Origin of the sequence: Streptomyces sp. NRRL S-1813 (assembly GCF_000719605.1) — a bacterium.
GTDB lineage: Bacteria > Actinomycetota > Actinomycetes > Streptomycetales > Streptomycetaceae > Streptomyces > Streptomyces decoyicus.
Genome location: NZ_JOHB01000059.1, coordinates 1 through 19189 on the forward strand (window position 1 = coordinate 1; position 19189 = coordinate 19189).

Annotated in this window: 15 protein-coding genes and 1 pseudogene; 10 read left to right on the top strand and 6 right to left on the bottom strand. The window is 69.2% G+C overall.

The annotated features are described in order from the left end of the window. Positions 1-286: 286 nt before the first annotated feature. On the top strand, positions 287-679 hold the full coding sequence (locus IF67_RS0137650) for an ATP-binding protein (RefSeq protein WP_030993442.1): 393 nt from the start codon (positions 287-289) through the stop codon (positions 677-679). Positions 680-1041: 362 nt separating this feature from the next. Here IF67_RS0137650 and IF67_RS0137660 read toward each other — a convergent pair whose 3' ends face one another. After that, positions 1042-1563, bottom strand: a complete 522-nt coding sequence (locus tag IF67_RS0137660) for a GNAT family N-acetyltransferase (protein WP_030993443.1) — start codon at positions 1561-1563, stop codon at positions 1042-1044. 144 nt (positions 1564-1707) lie between these two features. Here IF67_RS0137660 and IF67_RS44070 point away from each other — a divergent pair, with 144 nt between their 5' ends. Then, positions 1708-1857 (top strand): hypothetical protein, encoded by a 150-nt coding sequence (locus tag IF67_RS44070; protein WP_158713227.1) that lies wholly within the window; start codon positions 1708-1710, stop codon positions 1855-1857. A gap of 619 nt (positions 1858-2476) precedes the next feature. Here the strand turns inward: IF67_RS44070 and IF67_RS0137670 are convergent. The 3 genes from IF67_RS0137670 to IF67_RS0137675 form a co-directional block, all read right to left on the bottom strand. Then, entirely contained in the window at positions 2477-3004 is a 528-nt protein-coding gene (locus tag IF67_RS0137670; protein WP_030993445.1) for a hypothetical protein, read from the bottom strand. A gap of 141 nt (positions 3005-3145) precedes the next feature. Further along, positions 3146-3274: a hypothetical protein gene (locus IF67_RS44510; RefSeq protein WP_267959247.1), complete on the bottom strand. Its 129-nt coding sequence runs from the start codon at positions 3272-3274 to the stop codon at positions 3146-3148. 147 nt (positions 3275-3421) lie between these two features. Continuing rightward, complete coding sequence (locus tag IF67_RS0137675; RefSeq protein WP_158713228.1) at positions 3422-4474, bottom strand: LacI family DNA-binding transcriptional regulator; 1053 nt, start codon at positions 4472-4474, stop codon at positions 3422-3424. A gap of 101 nt (positions 4475-4575) precedes the next feature. Here IF67_RS0137675 and IF67_RS0137680 point away from each other — a divergent pair, with 101 nt between their 5' ends. The 3 genes from IF67_RS0137680 to IF67_RS0137690 are packed head-to-tail and all read left to right on the top strand — an operon-like array spanning position 4576 to position 7639. Beyond that, positions 4576-6012, top strand: a complete 1437-nt coding sequence (locus tag IF67_RS0137680; protein ID WP_030993448.1) for an APC family permease — start codon at positions 4576-4578, stop codon at positions 6010-6012. Positions 6013-6062: 50 nt separating this feature from the next. Then, positions 6063-7229, top strand: coding sequence for an alpha/beta hydrolase family protein (locus tag IF67_RS45895; RefSeq protein WP_030993451.1), 1167 nt, complete (start codon positions 6063-6065; stop codon positions 7227-7229). Beyond that, a complete protein-coding gene (locus IF67_RS0137690; RefSeq protein ID WP_030993453.1) occupies positions 7226-7639 on the top strand; it encodes a hypothetical protein in 414 nt (137 codons plus the stop codon). Before IF67_RS45895 ends, IF67_RS0137690 begins: the two co-directional genes overlap by 4 nt. Positions 7640-8260: 621 nt before the next feature. On the opposite strand, the gene IF67_RS0137695 is transcribed toward IF67_RS0137690, so the two are convergent. Then, complete coding sequence (locus IF67_RS0137695; protein WP_030993455.1) at positions 8261-9502, bottom strand: alpha/beta hydrolase family protein; 1242 nt, start codon at positions 9500-9502, stop codon at positions 8261-8263. Positions 9503-10374: 872 nt separating this feature from the next. Between IF67_RS0137695 and IF67_RS0137700 the strand changes: the two genes are divergently transcribed. The 5 genes from IF67_RS0137700 to IF67_RS0137720 are packed head-to-tail and all read left to right on the top strand — an operon-like array spanning position 10375 to position 17565. Then, a complete protein-coding gene (locus IF67_RS0137700) occupies positions 10375-12681 on the top strand; it encodes a HAMP domain-containing protein (RefSeq protein ID WP_030993456.1) in 2307 nt (768 codons plus the stop codon). A 19-nt stretch (positions 12682-12700) separates the two neighbouring features. Next, positions 12701-14038, top strand: coding sequence for a poly-gamma-glutamate synthase PgsB (gene pgsB, locus IF67_RS0137705; protein WP_030993458.1), 1338 nt, complete (start codon positions 12701-12703; stop codon positions 14036-14038). Continuing rightward, positions 14035-14517, top strand: a complete 483-nt coding sequence (locus IF67_RS0137710; RefSeq protein WP_030075452.1) for a poly-gamma-glutamate biosynthesis protein PgsC/CapC — start codon at positions 14035-14037, stop codon at positions 14515-14517. The genes pgsB and IF67_RS0137710 overlap by 4 nt, the downstream gene beginning before the upstream one ends. Positions 14518-14566: 49 nt before the next feature. Continuing rightward, positions 14567-15607 carry an NlpC/P60 family protein gene (locus IF67_RS0137715; RefSeq protein WP_030993460.1) on the top strand — a complete coding sequence of 347 codons (1041 nt, stop codon included), beginning with the start codon at positions 14567-14569 and terminating at the stop codon, positions 15605-15607. A gap of 41 nt (positions 15608-15648) precedes the next feature. After that, on the top strand, positions 15649-17565 hold the full coding sequence (locus IF67_RS0137720) for an ArnT family glycosyltransferase (RefSeq protein WP_030993461.1): 1917 nt from the start codon (positions 15649-15651) through the stop codon (positions 17563-17565). A gap of 157 nt (positions 17566-17722) precedes the next feature. On the opposite strand, the pseudogene IF67_RS0137725 reads toward IF67_RS0137720, so the two are convergent. Then, positions 17723-18160, bottom strand: a pseudogene (locus IF67_RS0137725) (FGGY family carbohydrate kinase); the annotation flags it as partial. Between the last annotated feature and the right edge of the window lie 1029 nt (positions 18161-19189).

Genomic DNA, 19189 nt, shown 5'->3' on the forward strand with positions numbered 1-19189 from the left:
CCTTCCTGCAACAACCCTGGCTTCGGAACTCCACCACCGCACCGTCCTGCGAACTGCAACTGCGGGTACTGCTGCCCGGCAGTTCGTCTCTGCCAGGCCGTGCTGATCTCGGCTACGAGAGAAACCATAACTACGCCACAGCCCAATGTCTACTCCAGCCAACATAGATTTCTGCGTGTCCGACGGTGAGGTAATCGAGCCCTGGCGGGTTTGAAGGCGATGGGCGGGGCACAAGCGGCGGGTAAGCAGGACCGGGCATTGACGAGCCAGAAACCAGGGGAACCTGATGGACACGATGTGCGTCGACGCCCCGACCATCCGCTCCGCGACCGCCGTCGCCGACGCGCGCGAGACCACCCGGGCCTTCCTCGAAGCCCTCCGGCAGCCGGCCGTCGACTCAGAAGCGGCCGACACCGCCGTCCTGGTCGTCTCCGAACTCGTCACCAACGCCCTACGCCACGGCGGCGGCACCTACACCCTCCGCCTGACCGCCCGCCCCGACCTCATCGAGGTGGCAGTCGACGACCCCAGCCCGCAGGCGCCGCGCATGCGCACCCCCGACCTGAACGGCGGCACCGGAGGCTTTGGCTGGGCCATGGTCAACCGCCTCGCCCGCGCCACCGCGGTGACCCGCCGACCGTCCGGGGGCAAGACCGTAAGCGCCCTTCTCGCCCGGTAGCGCCAAAGCGGCGCTACCGACTGCGCTCACCAGTTCCGGGGGCACTGCCGATCACCCTCACCAGACAGTCGGATCGCTTCCCGGGTCAGCCTTCTTCCGCGCCTGGGCACGCTCACATTCCGCGGTGAGGAAGTGCCCCTTCACCTCCCGGCGCGAGGGTGCGGCGTGGTTGGCTCTGTCCACGAGAGCGGACAGCATTTGTTCATCGCTTCGGGAGGCAGACGGTGGCGGGTGCGAATCGAACGTCCACCAGTTACAACAGCACCTGCATCGGACTGTCGGGTACTCACCGGCACTTGAGACGGGCAGCCGAGCCATGACCACCTGGCTGTCTCCGTTGCGCAAGTGCCGCTGGACGGGGCTCAGAGGCTCTTTCGCATGAGAAAGCACATCGTCTCGTGGCGACGGATCGATCCGTCGGGTCCTTCCTCGTCCCAAGCGTCCGGTTCGCGGCCGTATGCGACGTAGCCCAGGCGCTCGTACAGGGCGCGTGCCCGGGGGTTGTCCTCCTCCACAGCGAGTTCGGCCCTGCGCAGCCCGCGGTGCCGGATCCGCTGTTCGGCAGCGCGGACGAGCAGCGTTCCGAAGCCGCGGGATTGCAGCGCCGGCAACACGGCGAGCTGCCACAAGGTTCCGGCTTCTTTGGAGACCTGATAGTCGATGCCGCCGATCGCCACCGGCAGGTTCACAGGAGTGCATACAGCCAGGTAGTCCACCTCGCCCGCCGCAGCGCGCGCCAGCTCTCGCTCCACATGGCGTAGGTGGATGGCCGAGCCGGACCAGGTGCACGCCGGCAAATCCTGAGGCAGCAGATCGCGCACGGTGACAGGCATGGTGACGGTGGCGTAGGGCAAGTCGTCTTCAGTGCTCACGACCTGAAGCATGCGACCTCGCAGATGGCACGACAACGGATTTCTCCTGGCTTGGTGCCGTGCGCACCGCGTCGACCGGGCTCGCTGCCGTGCGCTGTCGTTCCTCGTGAACATCGAACATGCCGTGGCTGGAGTGCCTCCCGAAACCCTGAACAAGTGCTGTCGAAGCTGGTCAACAAAGCCACGTGGTGGAAGCGCGAGCGGAATCGAGGTGTCGACGAGGGGCAGCGGGTACTGACAAGCAGCGGCTGCGCTCGCGTCGCCGAACTCAAGGGCCACGAGGTGATTGCGGGTTCCTACCAGTAGCTGTAGCCAGCTGCTGCCGCGGCGCTCAGGGCTCTGAGTCGGACGGCGAGTGTGAGGCCGCCGTGAGCTGGCATCAGCCAGCTCACGGCGGCCTCAACTGCTACTGCCGAGCTCCGGCAGCGTTCCGCCGGCCGATCAGCGTCACCACTGCGGTGGCTGCGCCGGCAACTGTGGAGAAGCCGCCAGCCACTTGCCACACCCGCTCCAGCGACGGGTAGGTCAGCGCCAGTACTCCGCAGCCCACCGCGGCCACGAACAGGGCCGCTGCCACTGCGCCCGCCCTGCGCCAGGAGCGCCGCGTGGTCGGTGCGTCCGGCGGCACGGGCACCGGCCCGGCTGCGGGCACCGAGGCGACCGCGTACGCCGTTGCAGAGCCTGCGTACGAGAACGCGTAGGCGGTGACTGGGTCACAGGGCGGGGGGCGTCTACGGGCGGCTGAAAGGCCGCGGGCAGTGCGAACGGCACCGGGGCGGGTGCCGGGGGGCGCGCCAGGGTGGTCTGTGCGGGAACCTGATGGTCAGTCGGGATCGTCGTCATCGTTGGGTCTCTCTCGGTCGGGGTGCGCTGTGCACCGGCGCCGCGCCCCTTTGGCGCGATCAAGGCCACCATCCGGCGCCGGCTACCCCTGGATCCAGTTTTCGCGAATCCGCCAAAATCCCACGTCAGGGCGCGGGTTGAGCAGAATTTGCGAGCAGTGGACCGCAGGGATAAGCGGTGCTACGGCAGGTGAACGGCTGCACCATGCAGGGGCGTCCAGGTCCGGCTTGGGGCCCAGCCCGACGGGGATGAGCATCGTCGGCGCGAACCACGGCGAGACCAGTTTGGCGCCGTGCCCCTTCGACACCTCCTTCATCCAGAGTTTCTGCAGCTGGGCGACCGCGCTGATGACCTGCGCCAGGGGTTTGGGGAGGAAGTTCTCCACGATCTGCAAGACCAGATCGCGGATCTCCTGGAGCCCCTCGATCGCCTCCTGGTTGCAGTGCAGCTCGAACCCCCACCACTTCGTGTGGAATTCGACCTCGATACCCATCGCTTCCAGGTCCTTGCGCGCCTGCTCCGCCTGCTGCACCACCTCCGGCGTCGGAACGAACGCTGCGACGGCTGCCGGCATGCTGCCGTCGGTCTCGTTGGTCTTATCGTCGGCCATGGGTTTCCCCTCCCTGTCGCGCACGGCACCAGCCACGCCGGGCCCGCCCCGGCGCTGCCTCGTCCCGCAAAGGGTCCCGGGGCGCGACCCCAGCATTCAACGGATGGTGACGGCTCGCATGCAGATAGCGAGAGGAACGCCTCATACCGCCCGACCTGACGGAACCCCCGTTATGCGCTTGGTGAGGTTGTCGACCGAGGCGATGTTGATCACGGCTTCGGAGCTGGCGGGGAGGGTCTCGTAGCCGCGGGCCAGACGCCGACGGATCATGATCCATCCCAGGCTCCGCTCGACGACTGAAGTCGATGTGTACGGCGACCGGCCGGCCGTCCGCCGCGAAGCGGCCGTACACCGGGTAGCCGTTGTCGCTGTAGCCGGACTGATCGGCCACGACGATGGCGAGTTTCTTGTCGGAGGTCAGGTGGACGCGCGTACCCGCAGGGTCACCGGCGTAACGACGTCGTCCGCCGGGACGCGATGGGCGATGAGGTCCAAAAGCAGGTCGACGGCGGCCCGGGCTTGCTGGTCCGGGTGCTGGTCGAGGGCTGTGATGGCGGGGGAGGCCGTCAGGGTGGAGCGGTCGTCGGTGTCCTGAGCGACACGCACCGCGGTCGGTACGGCACAGCCTTCCGCGGCGGCGCCTGCCGCGATGGTCGCGCCGAATCCTTCGAACATCCCCACGATCGCGTCCGGCGGCTCGGCGGCCGTCAAAGCGGTGGCCGTCGCCCGGCGCACGTCCTCGTAGAGGCTCTCGCGGGAGAACAGCTTCTCGCCCGCGATGATGTGACGCACCGTTACGTCGCGTCCGGCGGACCACTGGCGTGCGTGGGCCACGGTGTCATGGACGTGCTGCCATTCCACCGGCGCGGACAGCAGGAGTATCCGGCGCGATCCGCGCTGCGCCAGGTGGGTGAGCAGGGCGGCGGCCCCGCCGAGGGCGTCCGGGTGGACCGCCGGCACGTCCAGGTGCAGGGGGTCCCGCCCGACCGACACATGGGGGATGCGAGCGCGCTCCAGGAGCGCGAACCGGGGGTCGTCGTGGACGGGGTCGAGTACCACCACGCCGTCCACGGCGTGACGGCCGAGCTCCTCGGTCGTCGTGAAACCGGGCAGAACGGCGACCGCGTACTGGCGATCGAGGGCCCGCTGTGAGGACGCCACCACCACCTGCGCGTACCACTGCGAGTCGAGGAGCTCGCCCGGAGGGAGCGCGGCGAGCTGCGGCAGCGAGAGGCCGATGGTGTAGCTGCGGCCCGAGGCGAGACCGCGGGCGGTACGGCTGGGTACGTAGCCGAGCCTGTCCGCAACGGCACGTACGTGGTCCCGGGTCCGGGCATCGACGCGGCCTTTGCCGTTCAGTACGTGCGACACGGTGGTCAGCGAGACTCCGGCCTCGGTGGCGACGTCCTGGATCGTGGTCCTGGTGCCCGCGGGCCGCTGCCCCGGCCGGGCCTTCCGCTGATTCGCCATGATCGCATCATAAGCGCCCATCGCTGCCGCTCCATTGACTTTGCCAAAGCGCTTTGGCAAGGTTCCGTTCCATCGCGCATCGGACCTGGACAGGAGCCGTCATGACCACGGACACCACAGCGGGACCTGCCCTGCATACCGGTGCCCTCGGCGCCCGGCATGTCGTCTTCTTCGTCGTTGCCGCGGCCGCTCCGCTGGGGTTCTCGGTGGGCGCCCTGCCGCTGGCGATAGGGCGCGGCGGCGTCGGCACCGCGGGCATGTTCCTGGTGTGCGGGGCGATATTCACGGTCTTGGCCGTGGGCTATGTCGCGATGGCCCGCCGTATCCGCAGTGCTGGCGGGCTGTATCTGTTCGTGGCCGAAGGCATCGGCCGCCCACTCGGACTCGGTGTGGCCTTCGTCGCCGTCCTGTCCTATGGCGCCGCCGCGACGGGAGCCGTCGGCCTCTTCGCGGTCTTCGCGCGGAACACGGTCGACGACCTCTTCCATGTCTCGACGCCATGGCTGCTGTGGGCCCTGATCGCGACCGCCGCCATGGCCGTGCTCGGTCTGCTGCGCGTCGAGCTCAACGCCCGCGTCCTCGGCGTCGTGATCGTGGGCGAGCTGGCGATTCTCGTGATCGTCGCGCTCGCTGTCACCGCACGCGGGGGCGCCCATGGTCTGTCTGCAGCCGCGTTCTCGCCCGGGGAGGTTTTCGGGCCCCGCGCAGGGGTGATGCTCGCGGCGGCCGTCGCTGCCTTCGGCGGATTCGAGTCGACGGTCCTGTTCTCCGAGGAGGTCCGTGACCCGGCCCGCACCATCCGGCGCGCCACCTTCGCCGCGATCGCCGTCCTCGCTGTCTTCTACGCCTTCATCACCTGGTCCATCGTCCAGGCGTTCGGCGACGCCGGCGCAGTCACCGTGGGGAGCACTGATCCCACGGGCATGATGTTCACCGCCGCACGGGACTTCGCCGGCGGGTGGGTGGCCACGACCATGCAGGTGCTGGTCGTCACCAGCTGGTTCGCGTCCATCCTGGCCTTCCACAACGCCGCCTCGCGGTATGTGTTCGCGCTGGGCCGTGACGGCGTCCTGCCCAAGGCGGCCGGAGCGGCCCACCCGCGCCTGGGATCGCCCTGGGTGGCCAGCGCCGGGCACTCCCTGCTGACCCTCGCCGCGGTCTTGGCATGCGCCGCAAGCGGGAGCGATCCCTACGAGGTCCTCTTCGTCCTGGGCAGCGCACCGGCCGTGATCGGGTTGCCCCTCATGAACCTCCTGGCCGCGTTCGGAATCTTCACCTACTTCCTGCGCAACCGGCACGGTCTGCCCGCCTGGCAGGTCCTGCTGTGCCCGCTCCTGGCCGGCCTCGCACTGCTGGCCGCGAACTGGCTGATCATCGCCAACACCCCCCAGCTCACCGGACGCGACGACAGCAGCAGCGTCCTTCTGCCGCTGCTCGTCCTCGCGGCGCTCGTCGCAGGGTGCGTCCGCGGCGCCTGGCTGTGGTGGCGGCAACCGGCCGTCTATGCCGCGATCGGGCAGACCGATCCGCTCACCTGACCCATCCAACCCGCCGCCCCGAGCGGTCGGCGCACCACAAGGAGAGACCCATGACCTACGACCCGTTCGCCCGCGGCGCCCACCCCGTCGGCGTCCTCAGCGACGAGTGGACCGACACCGAACGCCAGCGGACCCTGCCTGTCGAGATCTGGTATCCGGCGCACGAGCGTCACCGTGGCCATGACCTCGACCCGGCGTACTGGGACACCTTCAACCCCGGATGGGCCGCCGAGAGCCAGGTGGGCCCGACCGACGTCGTCCACCAGGCCGCCGTCCGCGACGCGGACTGGGCCGCCGGGTCCACCGAGCGCCCTCTGATCGTGCTGATCCACGGCTATGCGGGCTTCCGCCGCGAAGCCACCTTCCTCGGCACCCACCTCGCCAGCCACGGCTACGTCGTCGTCTCACCCGACGTCGTCGGCAGCACCTTCCAGGACGTGAACGCCTTCCTCACCGCCCAGGACCCGTCCGGCGGTGAGTCGGACGACGACAACGCGCACCTGCGCACGATCGCCCAGAATCGCAAGCAGGACATACCGTTCCTGATCAACACCGCGACGGCGACCCTGCCCGTGCGCCCGCACAGGGTCGGTGTGACCGGAGCGAGCTACGGCGGCTGGTCCTCGATCGTCGCGCCCGCCGTGGACGACCGGGTCACCGCCGTCGTCCCGATGTGCCCCGCGGGAGGCGACTCCCCGGTGGCCGAACCCGACAACGGCTTCGTCACCGAGCTCGATCTCGACTGGCACAACGATGCCGCCACCCTCGTACTCGCCGCCGACCGGGACTCATTGCTGCCCCTGTACGGCCAGCTCGCCCTGTTCCGCTCGCTGCCCGCCACACGCAAGCGCATGGTCGTCCTCGCCCGTGCCGACCACAACCACTTCGTCGACGACATCGAGACCGGCCAGGCGTGGCTGAAGGAGTTCACCGAGGGCCTCGCCGCTCTCTTCCCGGACGGCCCCGGCGACTGGACCCGTATCGCCCGGTCCGTCGAGCCCATGGAGCGCCTCGTTTCGGGGGACAAGGCCAAGCTGGCCTGGCAGGGCCTGGTCACGGCCCACTTCGACGCCCATCTCACCGACGATCCCGGCGCCAGGGCGTTCGTCTCCGCCGACCCCGACGCCGTGCTCGCCGCACGGGGCATCGACACCTACACGATCGAACTCGGCTCCACCGGGCCTGCTGTGGCCGCGGCCGGGGGCTCGGTGCGATGAGCGACGAGCAGCAGCTCGGTGCTCTTGTCGAGCGTGCCTATGCCGCCCTCGCCTTCGAGCCGGGCGGCGAGCCCGACTGGCAGAAGTTCAACGCCGTCTTCGACCCGGCCGCGGTCCTCGCCCTGCGTATCTTCCCCGACGACCGTGACATATCAGTGCTTGGGCTGGCCGCATACGCCGAGGCGCAGATGCGCAACGGCCTGCGTGAAGAGGGCTACTCCGAGACGCCCGGCCGCCGTGGCGTCGACATCGTCGGTGACGTCGCCCTCGTACGCCAGGAGTTCACGATGAATTTCGCGAACACCCCCACCGTCCAGGCCGTCGACCTCTTCTCGTGTGCTCGCGTCGGCCGCGCATGGACCGTGATCAGCGTCCTGAGCGACATGCGGCGCGGTGCCGACCGGACATGACTGCGGCCTCCTCCCCCGTGACGAGGGGGAGGCCGTAGTGCCCGGGGTGACGGCCTCAGCGCTGTAGGCGCCGTAACCCTCCACCGAACCCGGCCTGTTCACCCAGCCCCACCCATAACCATGCCCACAGGCCCCCGACCAGCGAGCCTCACCCAACGTCAAACGAAAAGGACATCAACTCGCGAATAGCCCTCTCAGACTCGTTAGACCGGGCGTAGCCGCGGCGGCCGCCGTGCCCGTCATGACCGCCGGCGGGTATTCGGACAGCGGCGACGACTCGTCCCGCGCCTCCGAGTCCGCACCCCCGTCCGCCGTCCGCCGTCCGCCGTCCGCACCACCGCGAGCGCCTCGCCGTCCGGCTCACCATCCACCGCGCCACCGTCGCCATCCGGGCCACCAGGGAGTCCGGCCCGATCCTCGCCGACGGAACGGGCCGGACGCTGTATCTCTTCGAAGCCGACAAGGGCGGCAAGCCAACCTGCTCGATACGGCCCCCGCAGCAACGGCGCGAAACACATTGCTCGGTTGCCCTCGAAGCTCGTCCGTTGCGCCTGGGCCACGGGTACCCGTCGAGCGTCTACAGCGGGTCAGCGTGCGGTGCGGGTGTGACGTCGGGTCGGTTCAGCGGATGAAGTCGACCTCTGGGTAGTGGCGCGAGGGGCCGTCGAGCAGGTGGCTGTTCCGATGGCGCAGGTGCTTGTCGAAGAAGGCGGCGACGTAGGTGCGTTGGACCTCGATGGAGCGGTTGGGGTCGATCGTGCCGAGTGCCTGCTGCATTACTTCCGGGGTTATCCCGAATGCGCCCGGTGCCTGGGGGAACAGGACCTGGTTGTCGACGAAGGAGTTGTGCCCGGAGCCGCGCAGCTTCAGGTCGAGCCGCTCCCCGTGCAGGTTTTCCCAGAGCCGCGCCCAGCTCGGGTCGCTGTTGCGGTTGTGGTGCTCGGAACTGAACAGCATGTAGGGGCGGTCAAGCCGCTGGTGTTCCGACGAGCCGAAGAGCTGGCCGTCCAGGTTCACGCCGGCGTCGATCCTGGAGTCCGCGTGCATGGCAGCGGCCACTGATCCGCCGCCGAGAGAAGCACCGAACATCCCGATGCGTTTCGTACTCACGGCCTGGGTCAGCCCGTGGGGGAGCAGCTTGTGTTCCACATCCGGGTTGTGGCCGCGGGCGATCTCGGCCAGCTGGTTGATGACGAAGTGGGTGTCCGCCGCCCGGACGTCGATCAAGTCGCGCGATTTGGTGCCTGGCGGCAGCATGCTCACCTCATGTCGCCCGCCAGGGAACACCACATCGTTGGTGTCGTGGGTGTGGTCGATGGTGACGACCAAGTAGCCGCGGCTGGCCAGGTCCTGAACCAGTGCCGTGCCCGTCGCACGGTTCCCACGCCCGCCGGGCGAGTACAGCAGCACCGGCAGCTTGCCGGACTTGCGATCCACCGGGGCGCCGGTGTGCCCGGCAGTGGTGGGCAGGGTCACCCCGCCCGGCAGCACCTGCTGGCTGACCGGGAGCTGCGCGGCGGGATAGCGGCTGGTGTGCGTGGCCGGATACCACAGCGAGACCATCAACTCGCGCTGCTGCCCGGGCACCCACGGATCCGTGCGTTTCGCGTCGCGCAGGTGGAGGTCGACGGTTCCGACGCCATGGCGCCCGGTCGGGGCGGGCAGAGTCAGCTGGCCCGGGGCCGGCGCCGCGTCCAAGGCTGTGGCCTGGCCCGGGGCCGGCGCCGCGTCCAAGGCTGTGGCCTGGCCCGGGGCCGGCGCCGCGTCCAAGGCCGCCGCCTGGCCCGGGGGTTGCGCCGCGTCCAAGGCCGCCGCCTGGTCCGGGGCTTGCGCCGGGTCATCCAAGGCAGCTGCCGCGGTCATGGGCGTACCAGTGCTCTTCCCGGCGGCGACAGCCGGCGCGACTCCGGCGCCCAGGATGACGGCCAGCGCCCCAGTGGTGCCGGCGACCCGGGCTCGTAACGGGCTGTGACGCCTTCGTGCGTGTTTCATGGGCAGTCCTTCTCCATGAGGGCGAACACCGCGTGACCGGCGGTCGGTTGGCGCTCATCGTAATAGGTGATTTGCCATTGCCAAGCCAAGACCCCTTGTTTATGCGGAGAGTTCTTATTACCGCACAGTTGGTGATGTGACGCCGTCGGTACTTTCTGAAGTTGTGCGGCGTCGGTCTCGTGCCCTGCGCCGTCGTCGGCCGTACGGCCGGCCTTTCCCGAGGATCCGTCTGCACGTGGCTCGGCCTTCGACACGTGGAATGCACCGCGGAGTTGAGCATGTCGAGTGCCAACGCAGGATACGTACGGGAGACCTGCCCTGGCGTGCGGATGCCAGTGGTCAGCGCCCTGCGTTCGACACCCTCGTGACCAGTTGCAGCGGCACGGAATGCGACGTCGGAGCGGGCAGCAGGAACCGGCGATTAGCTCTGGAGGAACGCCTCGACGGTGCGAGCGCGCCGGTATTCGGGCTCGCCGAGTTCCGACAGGGGCGTTGGCGAATTCGCCGCCACCGGGATGAGGCGGAGGTCCAGAAGTGGCCATTTCCTCGGTCGATTTGAGTGCAGAGGTTCCGTATGGTCCGTATGCAGGGAAGCGTCGCGACCGAAAATGGGATTATCTTGTGAACGCAGCTCGATACTGGTCGAGTTGCCCCCCGTTCATCCCCCCACGTGCCGAGAGGAGGCTGCCCTGCACCCGGTTGCTCACGCGCCCCGTCGACACCGTGCGCGACGCCGCGCCGACATGCCTCTGCTCGGAGGTGTCCGTCCGCCGATCGCCGCACTGCTCTGCGCGCTGCTGGCAGTTGCCGTCTTTCCCACACTCGGCGTCGGCGCCGTTCATGAGCAGGAGGTCCCCCAGGCGGTACGCGACGCGGAACGCCGGATCGCCGAGGATGCCGCGGACTCGTTCAGAACGTCCGCCGACGTCAGGGCCAGGACAGTGCGTCGTTCCGCCGCGTCGGTCAGGGCCCCCGCGAGCGGTACTCCGAAGGCGACGCTGCGGTCCCTCCTTCCGACCGGTCCCCCGGTCCGGGGCGGTGTGCTGCTCGCCCCGCACACTGGCAAGCCGCTCGCGGCCGGCGGTGAAACGGTGCCGCTGACCGGGGTGGACGCAGCGGCCCTGGCGCGGTCCCCTGCCGCCAACCTCCCGCCCCGGCTGGTCACTTCGGGCCGCGCCGGACCGCGACTGTTGTTCTTCGCCCGGGTGGCTGTCTCTGCTCCGGACCGGAACCAGGACGGCAAGCCGGACCACGCGGGGGAACAGGGCGATGGTGCACGCGAATTCCTGCTGGTCGTCTCGGAAAAGGTCGCGGCCCTCGCGGTCCACGGAGACGGGCGCACCGCTCAACTGGTGGGCCGGAACGGAAAGGTGCTTGCCACCACGGCCGCCACTGGCAAGCCCCTGACACTCGACGCCAAGGACCGCACCCTGCCCTCCGCTGCCGCGGACGCCGGTCTGCACACCGGTGACGCCTCCGGCAGCATGCTCGGCAACAGTCACGACGGGCTGCGCAGGGTCGCGGGTTGGGCATCGGTCGCCGCGATGGACGGCAAAGACGACGCCTTCGGGCCGGGACTGACGATTCTCACGCTCAGGGATGTGACTCCGGCGAAGGGCGGAGCCGACCACACAGGGTTCGCCATCGTGGCTGCGGGCGCATTGGTGGTGATCGCCGTGCTGGTCGCTCTGGTGCTGTGGGTCACCGTGCAGCGTCCGCTGCTGCGGCTGCACCTGTCCGCTGCCCGGCTGGCCAAGGGCGCCGGCGAAATGCCCGCAGTACGCGCGGAGTTGGCGCAGCCGGTGGCAGCCGGTGCGTTCGGCGAGCCCGGCAGGGTCGGCCGGGCGCTGGAGTCGATACGCCGCCAACTGCTCGGCCAGACGGGACCGGAGCCTGTGCGGCCGGTGCGGCGCCGCCCCGGTGCCCGGGCTCTGGTCCTCATCTGCACACTCGTGATCGCCGCGTGGGGAGTGCCGCTGCTGTTCCTGCTCAATCGCGTACCGGGCGCCCAGGCCGTACCGGCAGCCGCCGTCGCCGACCAGCAGGCACGCACCGAAGCCACCGCTGACCGAGTACGGCAGTCCCTCGGCCAGAGCCACGCCGACCTCGCGGCGACGGCATCAGCCATCGCCGGTGCGCCACGGGAGCGGGCGGCGCAGGTTCTGCGACGTGAACACGCCGACCATCCCACGTACCGATCGCTGTACATGCTGGACCACACCGGTGCCATCGTGCTGCGAGCGGGCAAGGAGCCGCTGCGCACCCTCGCCCGTCCCACCGGCGACGGAATCACCCAGGTCAATACGTCAGGCAAGATCCCCGCGATCGCCGCCTACGTCCAGATCCCGACGGCCAAGAACGCCAAGAACGCCGATAAAGGCGGGGACACCGCCTCGGCCGTAGTCGTCGCAGAGATCGGCGTTGACGCGCTGAACGACCTGGTTGCCCGGCCGGGGCTCGGCAGAGTGTGGCTGACCGACGAGCACCACAGAGTGCTCGCGGCAAGCGTCGGCTTTCAAGCCTTCCAATCGCTTCCCAGCCGCGCCCTCACCCGTCTGGTGGCCAAGACCGACGCGGCACCCGGCGGCGCGGGCAGCCCGGCATCGGCCGTCCTCCACGCGGGGACCGCGCCGGGCGCGGGCCCGTCGGTCGCGGCCGCCGCGCCACTGGCACAGACGGGGCCGGCCGCCGGCCTCGGCTGGCGGGTGGTCTCCGCCGAACCCGCCGCAGCGCTCAAACTGGCGGCATATCAGGTCCAGTCACGCACCATGCTGGCCGGGCTGCTCGCCCTGGCCGCGGGGGGCGCCTGCCTGAGCTGGCTGCACATCGTGGTGGTCAGACCGCTGCGCACCCTCACCAGATGCGCGGAGCGGCTGGCCGACGGTGACCGCCGCACCGTGCTGTACCCGGTCCACCACGACGAGTGCGGTTCGGTCACTCGCAGTCTGGAACTGCTCCGGCAGGCGCTGGTGGAGCGGGACCGCGGCGGCGGGCGAGCTTACCTTGCCTCTGTCCCTGCCCCATCGTTCCAGCGCGGCAGCGCACCGTAGCAGTGAAGGATCAACCGACGTGCTTTTCCTCTATGTTGTCCTGCTGCTGAGCTGTGCCGTGCTGCTGGTCGCCGGCGTGCTGGAGCAGCGGCGCCACTACGCCGCGCTGGCACAGATCCCCACGCGGGTGCTGGTCAACGGCATTCGCGGCAAGAGCTCGATCACCCGGCTGTGCGCGGGGGCGCTGCGGGGCGGTGGCCTGGTCACCGTGGCCAAGACCACCGGCACCGCTGCCCGGTTCATCCACCCGGATGCCACAGAGGAGCCGGTGTACCGGAAGTTCGGCATCGCGAACGTCGTCGAGCAGATCGGCATCGTCCGGCGCGCGGCGGCCTACCGGCCGGATGCTCTGGTGATCGAGTGCATGGCGGTGATGCCCGCACTTCAAGAGGTCAACCAGGAGAAGCTGATCCGCTCCACCATCGGCGTGCTGTGCAACGTCCGCGAGGACCACCTCGCCGAAATGGGTCCGACGCTGGACGATGTGGCCCGCTCGCTGTCCCGGTCGATGCCGGTCGGCGGGGTCTGTGTCACCGCCGAGCAGGAGCGGCTGCACATCCTCAAGGAGGAGGCGGACAAGCGGAGGTGCCGCCTGATCGCGGTCGATCCGGCATCGGTCACCGACGAGGAGCTGCGCGAGTTCAGCTGGTTCACCTTCAAGGAGAACGTCGCCATCGCGCTGGCAGTGGCCGAACTGCTCGGCGTGGAGCGGGCCACCGCCCTGCGCGGCATGTGGGACGCGCCACCGGACCCCGGCGTGCTCTCCGTCGAGCGCTACCGCACACCGGACGGCAAACGGCTGCGCTTCGCCAATGTCTTCGCCGCCAACGACCCCGAGTCGACGTTGATGAACGTCCGTCAGCTGGAGGAGCTCGGTGCGATCCGCCGCCCGCTGAACGTGGTCATCAACTGCCGCCCGGACCGGGTCGAACGCAATGGGCAGATGGGAGCGATCGTCCCCGACCTGGCCCCGGACACGGTCTTTCTCATCGGTCATCCGACCAAGAGCGCCCGCGACGGCATCCCGTCGGGCTGGTCGTCGGGTCGGGTGGTGGACCTGGGCGGCGACCGGAGCGACGCGCAGGAGCTGACCCGCGCCCTCCTCGCCGAACTGGCCCCGGATTCCTCGCTGGTGGCCGTCGGCAATATCCACGGCCAGGGCGAGCTGTTGCTGGAGCACCTCAGCAGGCTGCCCTCGGACGACGCCGACGAGCCACTTCCGGTCGCGCACCCGCCCGAGCCGGAGCCGTACAGCTGGGTGGCGTCGCTGAACGACCCGACGTCCGGGCCGCATCTCCCGAGCCCCGGCGCTGCCCATGCCCACGCGCTGTACCAGCCGACAAGGAACCCGCTGTGATCCCCGTCAACGTCACTCCGCAGACCATCGCGCTGGGGATAGCCCTCGGACTGGTCTTCTCACTGGTCTGCTATCTGACCACCAACCTCTCCCCCGGCGGCATGATCACCCCCGGTTGGCTCGCGCTGACCCTCGTCACCGATGTGGTCCGGGCCGCGATGGTGATCGGCGTCACGGCGCTCACCTTCGTCGCGACCAAGGTCCTTCAGCGTCATGCAATCCTTTACGGGAAGCGGCTCTTCGCCGCCGTGGTGCTGTCCGCAGTGCTGCTCCAGACCACGGTGCTGCTCGCGCTCCAGCACGAGTTCCCGCTCCTTTACACCACCCAGACACTGGGCTTCATCGTGCCCGGCCTCATCGCCTATCAGTTGGTCCGCCAACCGCTGGCCGCCACCGTGATCTCCACCACCGCGGTGACCCTCGGCACGTATGTGGTGCTCGTTGCCGGGCTGCTGCTGGGGGCACTGCCCATCGGCTGAACGAGCCGCACGCATCCGCCGTACCCATCCGCGCCTAGAGGAGGTCACCATGGGCACCAACCCCACCCCGCCCGGCAGCCCCAGTCGCCGTCAGATCCTGGCCTGCGCCGCCGGTCTGGCCTCCGCAAGTGCGGTCACTGCATACGCATGGCACCGCTTCCGGAGCGGCGTACCGGGCGGTGGCTTCTCGGTCCCCGCCGGCGGCTACCGCTTCGAGCGCCGCGCCGCGCCTGCCCGTACGGTGGTTCGCGCCGCCGACGACCGCGTGCTGGCCACCTTCACCGACGGTGCCCGCACCGCGCTGCTGACCGGCCCGACCCGTACCTGGAGCGAGCCGCGCACCACCGGCGCGGTGGTGCGCAGCGACGCCTGGGTACGGCTGATGGGCGGTGCATGGAGTCAGGACAAGGAGCGAACCCGCTGGTTCCGGGAGTGGTTCCCCAAGGCCCTGGCCGACCGCAGTCCGGACGTCCTCGCCGTGGCCTTCCAGTACGGCGACGGGGCGCACGATCTGCGCACCGCATCGGGTCTGCGCTACGCCGGCAAGGCTCACTTCGGGCCGCTCGTTCCCGGACAGTCGCCGACATCCTTCGACTACCGCGATGAGAAGTCCGACTTCTACGACTACCTCGGCACTCCCTGGACCTTCCCGGACGGCATCCGCAAGCACCCGGAGAAGGAGCGCTACGGGGACGTGGACTGCTCCGGCTTCATGCGCCTGGTCTGGGGCTACCGCATGGGCTACCCCATGCACGCCACCAACAGCCCGGGGGCCGGCCTGCCCCGCCGCGCCTACGCCATCGCCTCCCGGGCCCCCGGCGTGCTGCTGATCCCGAACACCGGCCGGCCACCTGCCGACATCAGCCTGCTGCTCCCCGGCGACCTCGTCTTCTTCGCCATCGACATCGGCAGCCCGCGCGACATCGACCACGTCGGCATGTACCTGGGTCCGGACACGGACGGGCGCCCGCGCTTCTACTCCAGCCGCTCGCGGGCCAACGGGCCCACCATGGGCGACCTGGCCGGCCGCGCGACGCTCGACGGCCATGGCTTCTACGCCCAAGGGCTCCGCATGGCCCGCCGCCTGTGAAGCCCACGTACCCAGCCCGCCGCCCCAGGAGAGACCCCGCCATGGCCACCACCCCCCTCACCCGGGACGCCACCGACCGGCACCACCCCTCGCAGGGCATCAGACGCGCCCACGCCAAGCGCAGTCAGCGGACCGCCGTCAGTCAGGAGTGCTACGCCCTGCTGCTGATCCTGGCAGTCGCCGCGGTGCTCTACACCTGGGCCATCGACCGTGCCGCGGTGCACCCGTACTACACCGCGGCCGTGCGGTCGATGGCGGCGAACTGGCACGCCTTCGTCTTCGGCGGGCTCGACCCGAGCGGCTCGGTCACCCTGGACAAGATCCCCGGTGCGCTGTGGCCACAGGCCCTTTCCGTCAGGCTCCTCGGACCGTACAACTGGGCGGCGGTACTGCCGCAGGTGCTGGAGGGGGTACTCGCTGTCTGGGCGCTGCACCGGATCGTCCGTGCCTGGGCCGGCCCCTTGGCAGGGCTGCTCGCCGCGCTGGTACTCACCCTCACTCCGGTCACCGTCGCGCTCAACCGGCACAACATCCCCGACACCCTGCTCGTTCTGCTGCTGGTCCTCGCGGCAGGATCGCTGCAGAAGGCCGTCCGCACCGGGAGACTGCTGCCGCTGCTCGTTTGCGGGACATGGGTGGGCCTGGCCTTCCAGACCAAGATGCTCCAAGCGTGGCTCGTCCTGCCGGTCTTCGCCGCGGTGTACCAACTGGCAGCACCTGGTTCCCGATGGGACCGGGCCCGGCGGTTGCTGCTCGCCGGGATCACCGCACTCGTCGTCTCCTGCTCCTGGCTGCTGCTGGTATGGGTCACCCCCGCCGCGAACCGTCCCTACATCGACGGGACCAGCAACAACAGCCCCTTCACCCTGGTCTTCGGCTACAACGGGCTGAGCCGCTTCGGCAACGACCCGCACGCGCTGGGCGCCGTCGCCGGCACCGCCGCCAGCCGCACCACCGGTAACACGGGTTGGACCATGGTGGTCAACCAGAGCGTGGGCCCGCAGATCGCCTGGCTCCTGCCGCTCGCCGTACTGGTCTTGGCGCTGGGCGTGTGGTGGCGCGCCGGACAGCCGCGCACCGACGGGCCGCGAACAGGGTTCCTGCTCTGGGGCGGCTGGCTGGCGGTTCACATCGTGGTCTTCAGCAACTCCAACGGCAACCACGGCTACTACATGACCGTACTTGCCCCGGCCCTCGCCGCGCTGGCCGGTGGCGGAATCGCCCTCCTGTGGGCCGAGTACCGCGCCGGTGGCCGACGTCGGGCGGCGCTGCCCGTCGCTGTCGGGCTCACGGCACTGTGGGCCGCGGCAATTGACGGCCCGCACAGCGAATTCGCGCCCTGGCTGCTGCCGGTGGTGCTGATGCTCGGCCTGTGCGGGACCGTCGGCCTGTGGACCAGCGGACCACACACCACACGACGGGCGATGCACAGCCTCCTGGCAGCGTCCCTGACAGCCGTACTGCTCGCGCCGGCCGTCTGGGCCGCCTCCTGCCTGAACCCGCGCTACCCCGGCTCACCGATAGAGCCACTGGCCGGACCGGTCGGCCCCGGCTACCAAGATGCGCACCACCACCGGGCCAAGGTCCGACGAAACCCCTTGAACGAACCGTCCGGACGGGACAGCGCACTGCTGAACTACCTCTCCGCGCACCGTTCCGGGGAGAAGTACCTGCTCGCCACCCAAGCCGCCTACGGCGCCTCGCCCCTGCTGCGCGCCACCCCCCAACCCCTACTGGTCATGGGCGGCTTTACCGGCCTGACCCCCTATCCGACCGCACCACGGCTCAGGGACCTGGTCTCCGCCCACCAACTGCGCTACGCCCTCCTCACCACGCGCCGCCCGTCGACACCGGCGTCGGTCTGGGTGAAGAGAAGCTGCACCCCCGTCTCCCCCAAGGCCTACGGTCAGCTCTCGGACGGAAGCTTCACCCTCTACGACTGCGCTGGAGGCAAATGACCTCCTGAACACGGCGAGTTCCGCGGCCCACACACTCACGGATCGCGACGGCTCCCGTACGCAGGCGGCTGCACCGCCACTCCGCATTCGGGACGGGCGACGGCTTCGCACACTCGTTGATGGGGCGTCACCTGCGTCGGTCAGTACAAGGGTTACGTAGCGCCGCCTGTTGGCCGCCGAGCGCGGAGGCGACCGGCACGCCGTAGAGGGCTCCGCCGGCCATGCCGTACACCTCGGCGGAGGAGCGGATCCGCGGCAGGATGGCGGCCGGGATATCCATGGCGGCGAGGAGGCGCTCGTCCCACTCCAGGGTGTGCAGGTTCATGAGCATGGTGCGCGAGGCGTTGGTGACGTCGGTGACGTGGACGCCGCAGGAAGGGCCGCCGGTGAGGTTCCAGATGACCCAGGAGTCCATGGTCCGAAAGAGGATCTCGGCGCGCTCGCGCAGGCCGGCGACGTTGTCCAGCAGCCAGCGGATCTTGGGGCCGGAGAAGTAGGAGGTCAGCGGCAGGCCGGTCGCGTGGCGGAACCGGTCCTGGCCGACGTTGCCGCCGAGCTCCTTGCACAGCGCGTCGGTGCGGGTGTCCTGCCGGACAGCCTCGCAGCCGACAAGGCCTACAGCAACAGGTCGTGCCGCGAGTACCTGCGGCGACGCGGTATCCGGCACATGATCCCGGAGAAGACTGACAGCCAGGCCGCCCGCCGGCCGCAAAGGATCACGCGGCGGACGGCCGCCCGGCTTCGACCAGGACCGCTACAAGAAGCGCAACACCGTCGAACGAGCGATCAACCGCCTGAAAGTGCGACACGAAGTCGCACACGTTATGTGGGAAAGCCACGAAGGAAGGAGAGATGTGCTGACCCCGGATTAGTGTCCGTATCCGTTCCCGCACTCACATGCGTCGCCGGTAACGGCGGGGTGTGAAGCTGAGTGTTCAAGCCCAAGAGTTTCCCGACCACCGGGGAACAACAGGCGAGGGAAAGGCTGGACGGGTGAACCGCGTGAACCCTCGTTGATGTCTCGTAAGGTTGAAGCTGCCTGGTGGTTTGCAATCAGCAGCTACAGAACCCGACACTGAGAGGCGTCAGGCGACTTCCGGAGATTTGAGACCGGAAAGAGGACACCGCCGGTTCCGGGATAGAGGGGGCACCCCTCCCAGTCGCAACTTACGTGTGTGGAACGTGGAAACCCCGATGGAGTCCGGGTACTCGGCCCGGTAAGCCAACCGCAAGGAAGGCCCAACTCTCCAGCGGGAACAGGATGGTCCCAGAAGCGAATGCCGGTAGATCGAAAGATCAGAGGAAAGCTGGAGGTGACCTTCACGCCTCCGGCCATAACTCGCCGGATACGGGTCCCGGTGACCCGCCCTGAAAGGGGGCTCACGTGGACCAGGTGAGCCTTTGCAGTATCCCGAGTAAAGCAGCCAGAACCTGGCGGACAAGTTAGACGCGAAGGAGGAACTCACAGTTGGAGTTATCCAAGCCTGTTCGGACTTCCACAGCGAACGGACCCCAGGGCGGATATCTCGACTGGCACAGCATCAACTGGGCCGGAGTCGAGGATTCACTCGGACCGATGAGGGAACCCCTCAGGGCGGAGTGATCAGTCCTTTGTTGCTCAACA